Source organism: Novosphingobium sp. HR1a, from assembly GCF_015594425.1.
Taxonomy (GTDB): domain Bacteria; phylum Pseudomonadota; class Alphaproteobacteria; order Sphingomonadales; family Sphingomonadaceae; genus Novosphingobium; species Novosphingobium resinovorum_A.
Window position 1 is genome coordinate 22,236 of record NZ_JABXWS010000045.1, and the last position, 16,107, is coordinate 38,342.

Genomic DNA, 16,107 nt, shown 5'->3' on the forward strand with positions numbered 1-16,107 from the left:
GCGGGAGGGGCTGGGGGTGAAACGAAAAAGGGCGGCGCAGCCTTGCCGCTGCGCCGCCCTCCTCTCGTTATTCAGCTTTCGCCGATATCAGTACACGCGGGCCTTGGGCTTGATGTACTCGACGTCGTCGGTCAGCGTGAATTCGTGCACCGGGCGATAGTCGATGCGAACGTCGCCGCCCTTGCCGCCCCAGCCGTCGAACCAGGTCGCGGTGTGCTTCATCCAGTTCACATCGTCGCGGTTCGGGAAGTCCTCGTGCGCATGCGCGCCGCGGCTTTCCTTGCGGTTCTGTGCGCCGTGCAGGGTCACGGTGGCCTGCGAGATCAGGTTGTCCAGCTCCAGCGTCTCCACCAGGTCCGAATTCCAGATCAGGCCGCGATCGGTGACCTTGATGTCGTTCATCTTCTGATAGGTCGCGGCGAGCTTTTCCTTGCCCTCGACCATCAGTTCGTCGGTGCGGAACACCGCCGCGTGAAGCGACATGGTGCGCTGCATCTCAGTGCGGATTTCCGCCGTCGAGGACGAGCCGTTGGCATTGCGGAAGTGGTCGAGGCGGGTGAGTGCCAGATCGGCCGAATCCTTGGGCAGTTCCGCCTGCGTGCCGTTCGGCGTCAGGTTTTCCTTGAGGTACAGGCCGGTCGCGCGGCCGAACACCACGAGGTCGATCAGCGAGTTCGAGCCCAGGCGGTTGGCGCCGTGAACCGAGACGCAAGCCGCCTCGCCCACCGCGAACAGGCCCGGAACCACGGTTTCGGGATCGCCGTCGGGGCCGATGGTCATCACGCGGCCGTTATAGTCGCACGGGATGCCGCCCATGTTGTAGTGCACGGTCGGAACGACCGGCAGCGGCTGGCGGGTAAGGTCCACGCCCGCGAAGATCTTGCCGCTCTCGGTGATGCCCGGCAGACGCTCGCCCAGCACCTTGGGATCGATGTGATCGAGGTGCAGGTAGATGTGGTCCTTGTGCGGACCGACGCCTCGGCCTTCGCGGATTTCCATCGCCATCGAGCGCGAGACGACGTCACGGCTGGCAAGGTCCTTCGCCGAAGGCGCGTAACGCTCCATGAAGCGCTCGCCTTCGGAGTTGGTCAGGTAGCCGCCCTCGCCGCGTGCGCCCTCGGTGATGAGAACGCCGGCGCCGTAGATGCCGGTCGGGTGGAACTGGACGAATTCCATGTCCTGCAGGGGCAGGCCGGCGCGCAGCACCATGCCGCCACCGTCGCCGGTGCAGGTGTGGGCAGACGTCGCGGTGAAGTACGAACGACCGTAGCCGCCGGTCGCGAGCACGACGGCCTGCGAGCGGAAGCGGTGGATCGTGCCGTCATCCATGCACAGCGCGATCACGCCGACGCACTTGCCGCCATCCATGATGAGGTCGATCGCGAAGTATTCGATGAAGAAGTCCGCGTCGTACTTCAGCGACTGCTGGTACAGCGCGTGGAGCATGGCGTGGCCGGTACGGTCGGCGGCGGCGCAAGTGCGCTGCACCGGCGGGCCTTCGCCCATGTTCTGCATGTGGCCGCCGAACGGACGCTGGTAGATCGTGCCGTCGGCGTTGCGGCTGAAGGGCACGCCTGCGTGCTCCAGCTCGTACACGGCTGCGGGAGCTTCGCGCACCATGTATTCGATGGCGTCCTGGTCGCCCAGCCAGTCCGACCCCTTGACGGTGTCGTACATGTGCCAGGTCCAGTGGTCCGGCGTGTTGTTCTTGAGGCTGGCGGCAATGCCGCCCTGCGCCGCAACGGTGTGCGAGCGGGTCGGGAACACCTTGGTGATGCACGCGGTCTTCAGGCCGGCTTCGGCCGAGCCCATCGTGGCGCGCAGGCCCGAGCCGCCGGCGCCGACGACGACGGTGTCGTAGGTGTGGTCGATGATCTTGTAGGCAGGCGCGGACATCAGGCGTGTGCTCCCAGCGCGATACGGACGATGCAGAACACGCCGAACGCGATCCCGCCGCAAGCGGCAAGGTTCAGCGCGGCGATGGCGGCGAACTTGTTGGCGTGGTCGTGCAGGTAGTCCTCGACCAGCACTTGCAGGCCGAGGCGTGCGTGCCAGAAGGTCGTGACGACCAGCAGGATCATCATCACGGCCGGGACCGGACGTGCGATCCATTCGACGATGGTGCCGTAAGAATAGTCCGGCAGCAGCACCAGCGAGACGATCAGGAACAGCACCGAGATCAGGTTGCCGATCGCGGTGAAGCGCTGCAGCAGCCAGTGGTGGACGCCGCCCTTTGCCGAGCCGAGGCCGCGCACGCGGCCGATGGAGGTTCCGTTACCCATTGTTCGTTACCCTCAGCGAAGCAGCAGGAGCGCCCAGAAGGCGGCGGTGAGAACGACACCCAGGACCGGGCACAGGATCGACCACAGGCGGTTCGCCTGCAGTTCGAAGCCGGCGCCGACGTCGAGGAAGAAGTGGCGGATGCCGCTCGCCATGTGGCTGAAGAAGGCCCACGAGATGCCCACGAGCACCAGATAGCCGATCGGCGTCGTCATCGCCCACGCAAACGTCGCGTAGGAGGCCGGGCCTCCGGCGAGCGCGCCCAGCCACCACAGCAGCACAGCGAGGCCGGCGAATGCCATGCCATCGCCGGTGACGCGGTGGAGGATCGACACGAACATGTGCGGGCCCCACTTCCAGATCTGGAGGTGCGGCGAGAGCGGACGGTTCTTGGTCCCGGCGTTTGCCATGGCGCTTACGAATCCCCTTGCCTGCGGCAGTGTCATGAACTGCCCTATTGCAAGCCCCCTTAGACAAATCGAGGGACGGTGCAAGTTCTGCGGCGCAACATCTGCGTGGTGGACTGGCCTATCTTACAGGCGCGCCGTAAAGCATCGCGCATGAGTCGCACCTCCCTGGCTATCGCGCTGGCTGCCCTGACGGCCATTTCTCCCTTCGTGGCCCGCGCCGCAGAGCAAGGAGCGGTAACGCCTGCGACGCTCGCCAAGGCATGCGAGGGCAAGGAGGAATGGGCGGACCCCGCTCCCCCTGCGCGCATCTTCGCGAATACCTGGTACGTGGGAACCTGCGGCATTTCCGCGATCCTGGTGACGGGCGACAAGGGACATGTGCTGGTGGACGCGGGCGTGACCAAGGCTGCCCCGCTGGTGCTGGCGAACATCCGGCGCGCCGGGTTCAACCCCAGAGACGTGCGCTGGATCGTCGCCAGTCACGAGCACTTTGACCATGTCGGCGCCCTTGCCGCACTGCAGCAGGCAACGGGTGCAAAAGTTGCAGCCCTGCCCGCGCAGAAAGCGGCTCTCGCCAGCGGCAAGCCGAGCGCCGACGACCCGCAATTCAACGGTCTCGACCCTATGGCCCCGGTTCGCGTCGATCGCGTGCTGAAGAACGGAGACACCGTCACTGTCGGCAATCTTGTCCTGACCGCCCATGCGACGCCGGTTCACGCGCCCGGCTCGACAAGCTGGACCTGGACCTCCTGCGCGCCCAAGGCCGGGTGCCGCAAGATTGCCTATGCCGACAGTTCCTCGACGATCTCGTCCGACGGCTACCGTTTCACCGACCACCCGGCGCGCGTCGCGGCGATCCGCAAGGGCCTGCCGGTGATGGCCGCCCTGCCCTGCGACGTCTTGCTCACCCCGCATCCCGGCCAGAGCGACATGATGGAGCGCTTCGCTGGAACGAAGCCGCTCGCGGACAAGAACGCCTGCCCCGCTTATGCGAAATTCGCGGAGGGGCGCCTTGCCCAGCGTCTTGCCAAGGAAAATGCCAAGTGAGCTGGAAAGTCACCGTCTTCGCCGCCCGCCCCGTCATCGAGGCAGCTCTCGTCGCGCATGAAGACGCCTGGGACTGGGATCACGAGATCGTTCTCTCCGGCCGCGAAGTCGCCGAGGACCAACCCGAGGACTGGGTTCTCGAAGCCTGGCTCGATCGCAAGCCCAGCAAGGCCGACAACGTCGCGATCACGGCGCTGTTTGCAGACACGAAACCCAAGCTGATCGCCGAGGAACTGCCTGAAACCGACTGGCTCGTCACCAGCCAGGAAGGGCTGGAACCGATCCGCGCGGGCCGCTTCCACGTTCATACGCCCGATCACCCGGCAGTGGACGAGCCCGGCGTCTTCGACTTCGCGATCCCCGCCAGCCAGGCCTTCGGCACCGGCCATCACGCCACGACCGCCGGATGCCTGGCGATGCTGACCCATATGAAGGCGCAAGGGCTCGTCGTGCGCAATTGCGCCGACATCGGCACCGGCACCGGCCTTCTCGCCTTCGCTGCGCTCTCGCTCTGGCCCCGCGCGCTGGCGACGGCGAGCGACATCGACGCCGTTTGCGTTAATGTGGTCGAAGACAATGCCCGGGCCAACGGCGTGACCATGGGCGCCCGGCGCGGCGAACTGGTGATGACGGTAGCGGACGGCATGGCCCATCCGGTGCTGGAGGCGCGTGGGCCTTATGACCTGATCCTCGCCAACATCCTCGCCGGGCCGCTGGTCCACCTCGCCCCCGATTTCGGCAAGGCGCTGGCTCCGGGCGGGCACCTGCTGCTGGCGGGCCTGCTGGAAACGCAGGAAGCCGCCGTGCGCGCCGCCTGCCGCAAGGCGGGCCTGCGCCTCGCCGCGCGCATGGTCAACGGCGACTGGTCGATCCTGTGGATGCGCAAGCGGGGGCGTTAACGCGCCCCTGACCCAAATCTCACACCAGAAGCAGTTCCAGCCCCTGAACCACGCGACTGCGCCGCAGCATCGCGGCCTGTGCGTCGCGTGAGATCGGCCGGTCGAAGGCGAAGCCGATGCGGTCCTTGACCACCCAGCGCACGGTGCCGCGCACCGGCGGATAATCGTCCACCACGAAGCTGAAGCACTGTCCCGCAGCCACGCCTGCCCGCTCGATCACGAACTGGCAGCCGTCCGAAGTCACGTGCCGCGCCACGGCGGAAGCATGCGTCGACAGCTTGCGGCGGCTCTGCACGTTTACCTCTCTTGAGCAATGGATCTGGTCTGGAGGTAAAGGTAATTAACACTGGTAAACGGTCGGTAAAGATTTGGCGGCTGTATCGATTGCATTTTTATGAATTTTTCCCCGAGAATATGTAAAACATCGTAAATATCAATTAACCAACCGCGATTGCCTCAAGTTAAGGTTTAATACGCAGAATAGACATCGACAGGGGGTTGGCAGCCAGATTTCACGAGGCCAACCATGGAAGACGTTAAGAACGACCGTCCGACGGTCATCACCGGTCCGCTCGGCGAACCGATGAGCATAGACAGCTTGCCGCCGCCCAACACTTCACGCTGGGTGGTTCGTAGAAAGGCGGAAGTGGTCGCCGCAGTCAGCGGTGGACTGCTGACCATCGCGGAAGCGTGCGAGCGCTACGATCTTACGCTCGAAGAGCTTGCCTCCTGGCAGCGCTCGATCGAACGCGAAGGAATGGCTGGTCTGCGCGCCACGCGCGTCCAGCATTACCGTCAGGTGCACGAGCGCCGCGGCCGTTACAGTTGAGCCTATCGCGCTGCGGTATCCCCCTGCACGTCGCGCGTAGCTGAGAAGCATTCCGGCCAGCCCTTCGGGGCCAGCCTTCCGGCCCTCCCGCTCGCGGGAGGGCTTTGCTTTACCTTATCCCGCCGCGCGAACGATCTCGGCCCATTCTTCTTCGCTGAGCACCCGAATCCCCAGCTCGGCCGCCTTCTTCAATTTCGAGCCCGCCCCCGGTCCCGCGACCAGAATGTCCGTCTTTGGCGATACCGATCCCGCAGCCTTGGCGCCCAGCCGCTCGGCCTGTGCCTTGGCTTCGTCGCGGCTCATCGTCTCCAGCTTGCCGGTAAACACCACGGTCTTGCCCGAGACTTCGCTTTCCTTAGTCTCGACGACGTAAGGCGGCGGCGACACCTCGCTCAACAGGTCGTCCCAGACAGCACGGTTGTGCTCCTCGTGGAAGAAGTCTCCCAGCGCCTCGACCACCACCGGGCCGACGCCGTCGATGGAGATCAATTCGGCATAGGCGTCGCTTGCTGCCTTCACTTCGTCCTCGCCCTGCTTGACCTGCGCCTGCTCGGCGAGAGCACGCAATTCGGGAAGCGTCGTGAAGCGCTTGAGGAGATCGCGCGCGGTCACGGCCCCGACGTGGCGGATGCCGAGGCCGAACAGGAGCCGGGCGGCGTCGGGGCTGCGCTTGCTTTCCACAGCCGCCAACAGGTTGTCCACAGACTTGTCCTTCCACCCTTCGAGGGCCAGGATCTCCTCGCGGCGCTTGCGCAGGCGGAAGATGTCGGCCGGACTTTCGAGCCAGCCAGCCTTGAAGAATTCGTCGATGGTCTTTTCGCCCAACCCCTCGATGTCGAGTGCGGCGCGGCTGACGAAGTGCTTCAGACGCTCGGTCCGCTGCGCGGGGCAGATCAGGCCGCCGGTGCAGCGCACGTCCACCTCGCCCTCGGCTGCTACAGCCTCGGACTGGCATTCGGGACAATGATCCGGGAACACGTAAGGCTCACGCTCTTCGTCGCGGGAGAGGTTGTCGACCACTTGCGGGATGACGTCGCCCGCGCGCTGGAGCACCACCCGGTCACCGGGACGCACGCCGAGGCGGGCAATTTCGTCGCGGTTGTGGAGCGTCACGTTGGTGACCGTCACGCCGCCCACCAGCACCGGCTTGAGGCGTCCCACCGGCGTCAGCTTGCCGGTGCGCCCGACCTGGATATCGATCGATTCGAGCGTGGTCTCCGCTCGCTCCGCGGGGAACTTGTGCGCCATGCCCCAGCGCGGCGCCTTGGCGACGAAGCCCAGCCGCTGCTGCCAGTCGAGCCGGTCCACCTTGTAGACCACCCCGTCGATCTCGAACGGCAGCGCGGCGCGGCCATCACGAATGGCGCGGTAGGCGGCCAGCATCTCGTCGAGCGAGTGACACTGGCGGAATTGCGGCGAGACCGGCAGGCCCCAGCTTTCGATGCGACGGATGACTTCATGCTGGCTCGCGCCGGGCACATGGCTGGCGGCGCCCCAACCGTGCGCCCAGAAGCGCAAAGGGCGCCTCGCGGTGACGCTGGCATCCTTCTGGCGCAGCGAGCCGGCAGCCGCATTACGCGGGTTGGCGAACTGGCGGACCTTGCTGTCGTCGAACGCCTCGCCCTTGCTGTCGGCCAGCGCGCGCGCCTCGTCCATCAACTGGGTGTTAAGGGCGAGGAACGCCCCCTTTTCCATGTAGACTTCGCCGCGCACCTCGAAGACCTCGGGAATATCTTCGCCTTCGAGTTCCTGCACGACGTCGGCGATATGCGCGACGTTGGCGGTAACGTCCTCGCCCACCTGCCCGTCCCCGCGCGTAGCGGCGCGCACCAATTTGCCGTGCTCATAGCGCAGCGAGCAGGAGAGGCCGTCGATCTTGTCCTCCGCCGTCATCACCAGTGGTTCCTCGGCGGCAAGTGACAGGAACCGCCGCACGCGCGTCAGGAACTCCCCGACTTCCTCGTCGGTGAAGGCATTGTCGAGGCTCATCATGCGAACCTCGTGCGTCACTTTGCCGAGCGGTGAGGCAGCGACTTCGTGACCGACCTTGTTACTGGGCGAATCGGGTCTCGTAAGATGCGGGAACGCTGCTTCCAGCTCCGCATTACGCCGCACCAGCGCGTCGTAATCGGCGTCGCTGATCTCCGGCGCATCCTCGGCGTGGTAGAGGCGGTTGGCGCGGTTGATCTGGCGCGCAAGCCGCATGAGTTCGTTGGCGGCTTCGGCTTCGTTCGGGGAATCGGCAGTCATGATTTGCGCTATGCAACGTTGCGCGAGCCGGGACCAGTCTGCTGCTTACACCCGCACCAGCAGCCTGTCCGCCTGCGCGCGCGCCTCGTCGGTCACTTGCGCGCCGGATAGCATGCGGGCGATCTCCTCCTTGCGTTCAGCATCCGAAAGCGGCGTCACCGAGGTGCGCGTAACGGTGCCCTGGCTGGACTTGGCAATCATGTAATGCTTGTCCCCCCGCGCCGCGACCTGGGGCGAGTGCGTCACCGCCAGCAGCTGCCCGCTGGACGCAAGGCGCGAGAGGCGTTCGCCAATGGCGTCGGCCACTGCACCGCCGACGCCGCGGTCGATCTCGTCGAAGATCACCGTCGCCGCGCCGCCCTCCTCGGCCAGCGCGACCTTGAGCGCGAGGATGAAGCGCGACAATTCGCCGCCGCTGGCGATCTTGCCGAGCGGCGCGAAGTCCGAGCCGGGGTTGGTGCTGATGAGGAATTCCACCGCATCCATGCCCGAAGCGCCCCAGCGCTCCTCGGGAAGACGCACCACTGAAGTCTGGAACCTCGCGGCATCCAGCTTGAGCGGCGCCAGTTCCGTCGCCACGGCTGCGTCGAGCTTTTTCGCCGCCGCACGCCGCAAATCGTGGAGCGCGCCCGCCTTCTCGCGATAGGCCAGCGCGGCCTTCTGCGCCGCTTTTTCCAGTTCGACGATATGCTCGTTACCGCCTTCGATGTCGTCGAGCGCGGCGCGCATCTCGTTCATCTTCGCGGGCAGGTCATCGACCTGGCAGCCCTGCTTGCGGGCAACCGCGCGCAAGTCGAACAGGCGCGTCTCGATGCGGTCGAGTTCGGCCGGGTCGAAGGCCAGCGCTTCGGCCGCCTTGTCGAGCTTGTCCTCGGCCTCGCTCGCCTCGATCACGGCGCGGTCGAGCGCGGCCAGCGCTTCTTCCAGCAGTTCGTGCTCTCCGGCGATGCGATCGAGGCGGCGCGAGGCGGTGCGCAATTGCGCCAGCGCCGAATCGGAGCCGGTCCACAAGTGCTGCAGGGCCGCGAGATCGTCGGCCAGCTTTTCGCCCTTCTGCATCTGCGCGCGGGCACCGGCGAGTTCGTCCTCCTCGCCCTCGACGGGGGCGAGCGTGGTCAGTTCGGCGAGATGCGCGAGTAACAGGTCCTGATCCTCGGCGGCGCGGGCGACGCGTTCGCGTGCAAGGTCCAATGCATCCTGCGCGCCGCGCCAGTCCTTCCACGCCGCCTCGACGCCGGCGACCTCGCCGCCTGCGAAACGATCGAGCAGCGCGCGGTGGCCGCGTGCGTTGACGAGACCGCGATCGTCGTGCTGGCCGTGGATTTCCACCAGCGCGGGCGCGATCTCGCGCAGCAGGGCGACGCCGACGCTCTGGTCGTTGAGGAACGCCTTCGAACCGCCGTCCGCCTTGAGCTGGCGCTTGAGGATGAGCGGCTCGCCCGGTTCAAGCTCGAACCCGGCGTCGTCGATCATCGCCAGCACCGAAGCGGGCAACGCCGAAGCATCGAAGCTGGCGGTAACGCTGGCCCGGTCCTCTCCCCCGCGCACAAGTCCACTATCCGCTCGATTGCCGAGCACGAGACCCAGCGCATCGAGCAGGATGGACTTGCCCGCACCGGTTTCACCGGTGAGGACGCCGAGGCCACGAGCGAAATCGAGGTCGAGCGCCTCGATCAGCACGATGTTGCGAATGGAAAGCTGGCTAAGCATGTTCGCGAAGCGTTCTAGCGGATGCGCGAACGCCCGTCACCCCGCTTCGCACTCAGGTTGAGCACAAGTCCGGCTTACCAGCCGGTACTGTCGCTCAGGTAATGCACGAGGAGCGCGGCCCACACGGTAATGAAGATGGCAACGATAGCGACGAGTTCAGGCCGCCACGATCTCGGCTGGAGAGCCTCCACGCGGATGTCGGGCTCAAACGGAAAATCGTGCTTCATATCCATTGATTATGCGACCCATCCCCAGCCTGTCGGTTCATCCGGCTTTCTCCGGGTTCCCTCTACGTAGGCTCACCTTAGTTGGTAAAAACCACCATAAGGATAATCATCGGATTTGAGAAATTACTTAAGGTTCACAGTGCAATCGATTTAAGCGGTTTTTCAGATCAGCCCGTCGCAAAAAGTTCCCGGCTGGACGAAATAAATATGCCCCCGCGCTGCTCGAGCGGCGCGGGGGCAAGGGGTCGACGGGTGATTCTCAGAAGGCGGACTTGATCGTGAACCCCCAGGTGCGCGGATCGCCCGGCAGACCGGCGATCAGGCCGGTGTTGCCCGGCCCAACCATCAGCTGCTCGAAATAGTTCTGGTCGAAGGCATTGCGGACCCAGCCGTAGACGTCGAATCCGCTCTCGGTGCGGAAACCTGCGCGGAAGTTGTGCAGGCTGTAGCCATCGATCCAGGTGTAGGCCGAGGGCGAAGGGTTGGACGAGAAGTTCGACCGTACGGAACCGTCGTAGCCGAAGTAGACCTCACCCTCCTTGCCGAGCAGCTTGGCTGGGGCGTTGACCTCGGCACCGAACGAGAACGAGAACTTCGAGACGCCCGGCAGGCGCTGACCCGAGATATCGCAGTTCTCGGGGCTGATGCCGCCCGGCGTGCCCGCAGGACTGACGGTCGTGGTCGACGTGACAGTGGTGCCGCCCGAAAGCTCCGGCGGGCACGGCGCGTCGGTGAACTTGCGATAGGTCGCGTCGGTATAGGCGCCGTTGACGTAGGCGTTGAACCGCTCGCTCGGACGGACCGAGAAGTCCGCCTCGACACCCTGCGAACGAACCGCGCCCGCATTGGCGAGATAGCCGCGCAGCACGCCGTACTGGCCGTTGTTCACGTTAGCCTGGTAGTTGGCGATATCGGTGCGGAAGATCGAGACGTTGAGCGTCGCCTTGCGGTCCCAGAACTGGGTCTTGATGCCCGCTTCGTAATGGTGGACCGACTCGGGCTTGACCGTCGCGGTCGCCAGGATCGGGTTGTTGCTGCCGTCCACCGGCACGCCGTTCTGGTTGATGCCGCCCGACTTGAACGACTTCGCATAGGTCGCATAGAGCAGTACGTCCGGCGCTACCTTGTAGCTGGCGGTGAAGTCGTAGCTGAAGTTCCAGTCGCTGAACGTCGGCGAGATTTCCTGCGGCGTATAGATCGCCAGCTGTGCGGTCTTGCGGATATTGCTGATGCCGTCGTTCAGCAGCAGTTCGTTGCCCTGCCCGTCGAACACGCGGCGCTGGTAGTAACCTTCTTTCTTGTCGTAGTTGAGGCGAACGCCGGGCTGCAGGGTCAGCTCGGGCGTGATGTGCCAGCTCAGCTGGCCGTAGAGCGCGGCGCTGGTGTTCTTGAGGTACTGCGTGTTGTAGGCGACGAGGCCGTCAAGCACCGTGGGATCGCAGGCAAGCTGGTTCGACGCGGTCGGACCGCAGCCCGAGGAACCCGGCGGAACGGCGGCGACGGTGCCCGGATTGATGCTCCAGCGGCTCGCGGCCGAGCCCTGCGATTCGGTGCCTTGCGTGTCGATGCGCTGATAGAAGCCGAAAGCCCCGACGACGAAGTCGATCTTGTCGCTACTGTAGTTGTAGCGCAGTTCCTGCGTGTACTGGTCCTGCTGCGACGGATTCTGCGACAGCGCGACGATCGGCAAGCCGGTGAAATCGCGGTCGTTCGAGGGATCCCAGTCCCAGAAGCGCCAGGCGGTGATCGAGGTCAGCGTGCCCTCGCCCAGTTCCCACTTCACGCGCAGCGAAGCGCCGCCGATCTTGTTCTTCGCCTTGAGCGGCGTGTCGAGGTCGGTGAGACGGTCGAACGGGTTGCGGCTGACCGGCTGGTAGCCCTGAGCGGCCGCAAGCGCCTCGAACTGCCGGTTGATGGCGCGCTGGGTCAGGCCCGTGCGCACGTAGACCGAACCGCAGCAGTTGGCGTCCTGGTTGCTGAAGTCGCCCGCGAGGGTCACGTCGATGGTATCGGTCGGCTTCCACAGCAGCTGGCCGCGCAGGCCGAGGTTGTCCTGGCTCTGGATGTGCTCGTTCGTCGTGACGTTGTAGATCGTGCCGCGACGGCTGGTGGAGGACACCGCGATGCGCGCTGCAAGGTTCTCGGTCAGCGGGCCGGAAATCGCCGCCTTGGCCTGCTTGAAGTTGTAATTGCCGATCGAGACCTCGGCCTTGCCCTCGAAGTCGAAGGTCGGCTGGTTGGTCGTGATGTTGATCGCGCCTGCCGTGGTGTTCTTGCCGTAGAGCGTGCCCTGCGGGCCGCGCAGCACTTCGACCTGCGCCACGTCGAGGAAGTCGAACGTCGCCGAGGCCACGCGCGAGTTGTAGACGTCGTCGACGTAGATGCCGACGCCCTGCTCGATGCCGTCGTTGGTCAGCCCGAACGGAACGCCGAGGCCACGAATGTTGACGGCGGTGTTGCGCGGGTTCGATGAGTAATACTGAAGCGTCGGCGTCAGCTGCTGCAGGCGGCCGACGTTGAACGAGCCGGTCGAATCGATGTGCTCACCGCCGACGACCGAGATTGCGAGCGGCACTTCCTGACTAGATTCCTGGCGACGCCGCGCGGTGACGACGATATCGGCGCCGCGATCGCGCGCACCGGTGCCGACCGAAGTGGGGTTGTCCTGCTCATCTGCGGCAGCGGTCGTGGTTGCGGCGGCGGGAGCGGTATCCTCGGCATGCGCCGCAGAGAAGCCGATCGTCGCCGAGGCGAGTACGGTGGTTGCCAGAAGAGTCCGGCGGACGAACGAAGTCATTATTCAAATCCTCTGTCAGGGAATTGAATGCATCCGGCGATCCGGTGTGCACCTGGTCGGCCTGCCCCCTTCAGGGCCGGCAGGTATGGCTCGAGGCTTGCACGCGGCGCTTCGTGGTCGAATGCGCCGCTTGCAGGTCCGGCCGGAAGGGATCATGGAATGCCTGCGGCCGCACCGCGTCGCCCTCATGTGATTTGCCCTCCAGGCCGTTTCGCCTCTTGTTGAGCTTTTCTAATCTCAACTTAATTGGTGGACAATAGACTTCAGCTATCAGGCGCTAAAGCGAAACTGCGCAGCGACGAGGCGAGGCATCGCGGCGGCGTGTCCCCCCACGACAAACACACGCGAAAAAGCGGCCGCGCCGGGGAGGCGGGCCGCTTGAGAAAGATAAATGGATGAATTGAGCCCCCCTCCCCCGAGCAAGCCCGGAAAGAGGGGCGAAGATCAGGCCGCGACGTTCTGCGGCGCGTGCTTTTCCATCAGCTTGTAGGCGCGGCCGTACCAGTCGCTGTTCGGGTAGTTGTGCTCCAGCACCGCAGCCGCTTTCTGCGCCTCTTCGGGAACGCCCATCGAGAGGTAGCCCTCGACGAGGCGATAGAGCGCCTCGGGCGTGTGGCTGGTGGTCTGGAAGTTATCGACCACATTGCGGAAGCGCAGCGTCGCCGCCAGCCACTTGCCGCTGCGCTCGTACGAGCGACCGATGGTCATTTCCTTGCCCGCGAGGTGATCGTCGACGAGGTCGATCTTGAGCTTGGCGTCGCGCGCATACGTTGTGCCGGGGTAACGGCGCATCACGTCGGTCAATGCCTGCTTGGCCTGCTGCGTGGTCTTCTGGTCACGGGTGACGTCGCTGATCTGCTCATAATAGCAGATCGAGATCAGGTAGTAGGCGTAAGGCGCGTCCTTGTTGCCCGGGTGGATCGACAGGAAGCGCTGCGCCGACTGGATCGCCTTGTTGTAGTCACGCGCGGCGTAATAGCTGAACGCGCTCATCAACTGGGCGCGGCGTGCCCAGGGCGAATAAGGGTGCTGGCGCTCGACTTCGTCGAACAGCGCGGCGGCCTGCTTGGTGCGCCCGGTTTCCAGGCGCTGCTGAGCCGCAGCGTAGAGCGTATCGACGTCGCGCGCGACGTAGGCGGTATCGCGATTCTTCGCCCGTCCCCCGCAACCGGCAGTGAGAACGATCGCCCCGGTAGCGGCGGCGAGGATGGCGGTCTTGAGCGACGAGCGTGCGAACATGGACGGGTCTATAACCAGCGCTTCGCTGAACGCCAAGTGAAGTTGCGCAAGAGTGGACAGCGCAATTGTCGCAAGCCGCTACAACCTCTAGGCTTCCCGCATGGCAGGCAGCAGCGATCTCTATTCCCCGATGATGTCCGACGCCCTGGTGATCCTGGGCGCGGCAGGCATCGTCATCCCGGTGTTCAACCGGTTCCGCATCACGCCCGTCATCGGCTTTATTCTCGTCGGCCTGCTGGTCGGTCCGTTCGGGCTCGGCCGCCATGTGTTCGACCATCGCTGGCTGCATTACATCACCATCACCGACCCGGACGGGCTGGATATCTTCGCCGAATTCGGCATCATCCTGCTGCTGTTCTCGATCGGTCTGGAGCTGTCCTTCGCCCGCCTGTGGGAGATGCGGCGCATGGTCTTCGGGCTGGGCTCGCTCGAACTGATCGTCATCGCCGCCTCGCTGACCTTCATCCTCGCGGCGATCGGCCAGAGCTTCTCGGGCGCCATGGCGCTGGGTCTCGCGCTCGCGCTGTCGTCCACCGCACTGGTGCTCAAGATCACCGAGACGACCACGCCGGTCGGCAAGGCCGCACTGGCGATGCTGCTGTTCGAGGATATCGCCCTCGTCCCCATCATCTTCCTGCTCGGCGCGCTCGGCCCGCACACCGGGGACGGTGTCAGCGACCTGCTCAACACCCTGTTATGGGGCACCGTGGTGGTCGGCGGCCTGCTGATCTTCGGCCGCTACCTGCTGCCGCCACTGTTCGCGCAGGCCGCTCGCACCAAGAGCCCCGAACTGTTCCTCGCCGCGAGTTTGCTGGTGGTGATCGTCGCCTCGCTGGCGACCGCCGCCGCCGGGCTTTCCCCCATAGTCGGCGCCCTCGTCGCCGGGCTGTTGATCGCCGAGACCGAGTACCATTCCGAGGTCGAGCAGATCACCGAACCGTTCAAGGGCCTCGCCCTCGGCGTCTTCCTGATCACCATCGGCATGAGCATCGACCTCTATGTCGTCTGGGAAAACCTCGCCTCGATCCTGATCGCAACAGTAGTGGTCATCGTGCTCAAATCGGTGGTGACCGGCGTGATGCTGCGGGTGATGGGCGCCCGGCGCGGCACTGCGACCGAAGCGGGCATCCTCATGTCGAGCCCTTCGGAGACCACGCTGATCGTGCTGACCGCGGCCAGCACCGCCCAGTTGATCCAGCCCGGAACCGCGCAGTTCTGGCAGATCGTGACCGCGCTCGGCCTGACGGTGACCCCGCTCCTGGCGATGGCCGGCAAGGTCATGGGGAAGCGCGTGGACGGCGCCGAAACGCCGCACCGTCCCGCCGACGACGCCACCCGCCCGCGCACGCTGATCGTCGGTTTCGGCCGCGTCGGCCACCTCGTTGCCGACATGCTGACCCGGCACGGGCGGCCCTATCTCGCGATCGACAGCGACGCCGACCTCGTCGCCCACGGCCGGCGCCTCGGCTACACCGTCGCCTTCGGTAACGCGGGTCGCGGCGACGCCCTGGTGCGGCTCGGCGCGGCGGACGCGGCGGCGGTGATCCTCACCATGGACGAGCCCGTCACCGCCCAGCGCATCGTGCGCAAGCTGCGCCAGCAGTTCCCGGACCTTCCGATTCTCGCCCGCGCCCGCGACGCCGACCACGCCGCCCAACTCTACCGTGCCGGAGCCAGCTATGCCGTGCCCGAAACGCTGGAAAGTTCGCTGCAGCTTTCCGAGGCCGCGCTCGTCGAAACCGGCGTCGCGATGGGACCGATCATCGCCTCGATCCACGAAAAGCGCGACGAATTCCGCGAGATGATCATGGAACGCGGCGGCCTTTCGGAGAAGCCCTCGCTGAAATCCGGCCAGCTGCGTGAGGCGGAAAGAGCTTAGGGAACAACCACTTCCGCGCCGCTCTTGACCCGGTCGAGGGCGACCAGCGTGCGGAAGCTAGCCACCCATTCGTGGTCGGAAAACAGCCGCCGCGTCAGCACTTCGTAGGCGCTCATGTCCGTAGTGACGACCACCAGAACGAAGCTGGTGCCACCGGTCGTATAGTAGCATTGCTGCACTTCGGGCGTCTCGCGGAACAGCGCTTTGGCGCGGTCTATGCTGGCGGTTCGCTCGTCGCGCAGGAACACCTCGACGATCGCGGTGACCGTCAGCGAGAGCGCCGCCGGATCGACCAGCGCGACGTTGGCGGCGATCGTACCCGACTGCTCCATCGCCGCGATTCGCCGCTGCACCGCCGCCGCCGAGAGGTTCACCGCCTCTCCGATCGCGCGCTGCGGCGTCTTGTTGTCACGCTGCAGGATTCGCAGGATTTCACGGTCGAAGGCGTCGAGCGGGGCGGTCTTCTTGGGCATATGCGAGTTTTTGTTGCGTTTCACCGCTAAATCAAGAGCGCACAACCCGCTGCCCAGGTGATATTCG

Annotated in this window: 13 protein-coding genes; 4 read left to right on the plus strand and 9 right to left on the minus strand. The window is 65.3% G+C overall.

Features of this window, described 5'->3' with window-relative positions; genetic code table 11:
- Positions 1–87: 87 nt before the first annotated feature.
- From sdhA to sdhC, 3 genes are read right to left on the minus strand one after another with little or no spacing between them, the layout of a single operon-like run.
- Positions 88–1,896: a succinate dehydrogenase flavoprotein subunit gene (gene sdhA, locus HWN72_RS10715; protein WP_036523815.1), complete on the minus strand. Its 1,809-nt coding sequence runs from the start codon at positions 1,894–1,896 to the stop codon at positions 88–90.
- Entirely contained in the window at positions 1,896–2,282 is a 387-nt protein-coding gene (gene sdhD / locus HWN72_RS10720; protein ID WP_008831298.1) for a succinate dehydrogenase, hydrophobic membrane anchor protein, read from the minus strand. Before sdhD ends, sdhA begins: the two co-directional genes overlap by 1 nt.
- A 12-nt stretch (positions 2,283–2,294) precedes the next feature.
- A complete protein-coding gene (gene sdhC, locus HWN72_RS10725; RefSeq protein ID WP_008831297.1) occupies positions 2,295–2,690 on the minus strand; it encodes a succinate dehydrogenase, cytochrome b556 subunit in 396 nt (131 codons plus the stop codon).
- A 150-nt stretch (positions 2,691–2,840) separates the two neighbouring features.
- On the opposite strand from sdhC, the gene bla reads away from it, so the two are divergent.
- Both bla and HWN72_RS10735 read left to right on the plus strand, forming a co-directional pair.
- On the plus strand, positions 2,841–3,737 hold the full coding sequence (gene bla / locus HWN72_RS10730) for a subclass B3 metallo-beta-lactamase (protein WP_211150280.1): 897 nt from the start codon (positions 2,841–2,843) through the stop codon (positions 3,735–3,737).
- Positions 3,734–4,636, plus strand: coding sequence for a 50S ribosomal protein L11 methyltransferase (locus HWN72_RS10735; protein ID WP_211150281.1), 903 nt, complete (start codon positions 3,734–3,736; stop codon positions 4,634–4,636). Before bla ends, HWN72_RS10735 begins: the two co-directional genes overlap by 4 nt.
- Positions 4,637–4,655: 19 nt before the next feature.
- Here HWN72_RS10735 and HWN72_RS10740 read toward each other — a convergent pair whose 3' ends face one another.
- The gene (locus HWN72_RS10740; RefSeq protein ID WP_008831294.1) at positions 4,656–4,931 is read right to left on the minus strand and encodes a hypothetical protein; all 276 of its coding nucleotides are present in this window, start codon (positions 4,929–4,931) and stop codon (positions 4,656–4,658) included.
- 231 nt (positions 4,932–5,162) lie between these two features.
- On the opposite strand from HWN72_RS10740, the gene HWN72_RS10745 reads away from it, so the two are divergent.
- Entirely contained in the window at positions 5,163–5,465 is a 303-nt protein-coding gene (locus HWN72_RS10745) for a DUF1153 domain-containing protein (protein WP_008831293.1), read from the plus strand.
- Between the two features lie 114 nt (positions 5,466–5,579).
- Here the strand turns inward: HWN72_RS10745 and ligA are convergent, their stop codons facing one another.
- The 4 genes from ligA to HWN72_RS10765 form a co-directional block, all read right to left on the minus strand.
- The gene (gene ligA / locus HWN72_RS10750) at positions 5,580–7,715 is read right to left on the minus strand and encodes an NAD-dependent DNA ligase LigA (RefSeq protein ID WP_211150282.1); all 2,136 of its coding nucleotides are present in this window, start codon (positions 7,713–7,715) and stop codon (positions 5,580–5,582) included.
- Between the two features lie 45 nt (positions 7,716–7,760).
- Positions 7,761–9,425 (minus strand): DNA repair protein RecN, encoded by a 1,665-nt coding sequence (recN, locus tag HWN72_RS10755; RefSeq protein WP_211150283.1) that lies wholly within the window; start codon positions 9,423–9,425, stop codon positions 7,761–7,763.
- A gap of 486 nt (positions 9,426–9,911) precedes the next feature.
- On the minus strand, positions 9,912–12,449 hold the full coding sequence (locus tag HWN72_RS10760; protein ID WP_008831290.1) for a TonB-dependent receptor: 2,538 nt from the start codon (positions 12,447–12,449) through the stop codon (positions 9,912–9,914).
- 444 nt (positions 12,450–12,893) lie between these two features.
- Complete coding sequence (locus HWN72_RS10765) at positions 12,894–13,688, minus strand: outer membrane protein assembly factor BamD (protein WP_008831289.1); 795 nt, start codon at positions 13,686–13,688, stop codon at positions 12,894–12,896.
- Positions 13,689–13,788: 100 nt separating this feature from the next.
- Here HWN72_RS10765 and HWN72_RS10770 point away from each other — a divergent pair, with 100 nt between their 5' ends.
- Entirely contained in the window at positions 13,789–15,567 is a 1,779-nt protein-coding gene (locus HWN72_RS10770) for a cation:proton antiporter (protein WP_211150284.1), read from the plus strand.
- Here the strand turns inward: HWN72_RS10770 and HWN72_RS10775 are convergent.
- Complete coding sequence (locus tag HWN72_RS10775; protein WP_008831287.1) at positions 15,564–16,040, minus strand: Lrp/AsnC family transcriptional regulator; 477 nt, start codon at positions 16,038–16,040, stop codon at positions 15,564–15,566. The two genes, HWN72_RS10770 and HWN72_RS10775, sit on opposite strands and share 4 nt — an antisense overlap.
- Positions 16,041–16,107 lie beyond the last annotated feature (67 nt).

Bases quoted from the DNA above. Each gene is read 5' to 3' on its own strand.
- HWN72_RS10765 (WP_008831289.1), bottom strand. From the start codon at position 13,688: ATGTTCGCACGCTCGTCGCTCAAGACCGCCATCCTCGCCGCCGCTACC.
- ligA (WP_211150282.1), bottom strand. From the start codon at position 7,715: ATGACTGCCGATTCCCCGAACGAAGCCGAAGCCGCCAACGAACTCATG.
- HWN72_RS10745 (WP_008831293.1), top strand. From the start codon at position 5,163: ATGGAAGACGTTAAGAACGACCGTCCGACGGTCATCACCGGTCCGCTC.
- HWN72_RS10775 (WP_008831287.1), bottom strand. From the start codon at position 16,040: ATGCCCAAGAAGACCGCCCCGCTCGACGCCTTCGACCGTGAAATCCTG.
- recN (WP_211150283.1), bottom strand. From the start codon at position 9,425: ATGCTTAGCCAGCTTTCCATTCGCAACATCGTGCTGATCGAGGCGCTC.
- bla (WP_211150280.1), top strand. From the start codon at position 2,841: ATGAGTCGCACCTCCCTGGCTATCGCGCTGGCTGCCCTGACGGCCATT.
- HWN72_RS10760 (WP_008831290.1), bottom strand. From the start codon at position 12,449: ATGACTTCGTTCGTCCGCCGGACTCTTCTGGCAACCACCGTACTCGCC.
- sdhC (WP_008831297.1), bottom strand. From the start codon at position 2,690: ATGGCAAACGCCGGGACCAAGAACCGTCCGCTCTCGCCGCACCTCCAG.
- sdhD (WP_008831298.1), bottom strand. From the start codon at position 2,282: ATGGGTAACGGAACCTCCATCGGCCGCGTGCGCGGCCTCGGCTCGGCA.
- HWN72_RS10770 (WP_211150284.1), top strand. From the start codon at position 13,789: ATGGCAGGCAGCAGCGATCTCTATTCCCCGATGATGTCCGACGCCCTG.
- sdhA (WP_036523815.1), bottom strand. From the start codon at position 1,896: ATGTCCGCGCCTGCCTACAAGATCATCGACCACACCTACGACACCGTC.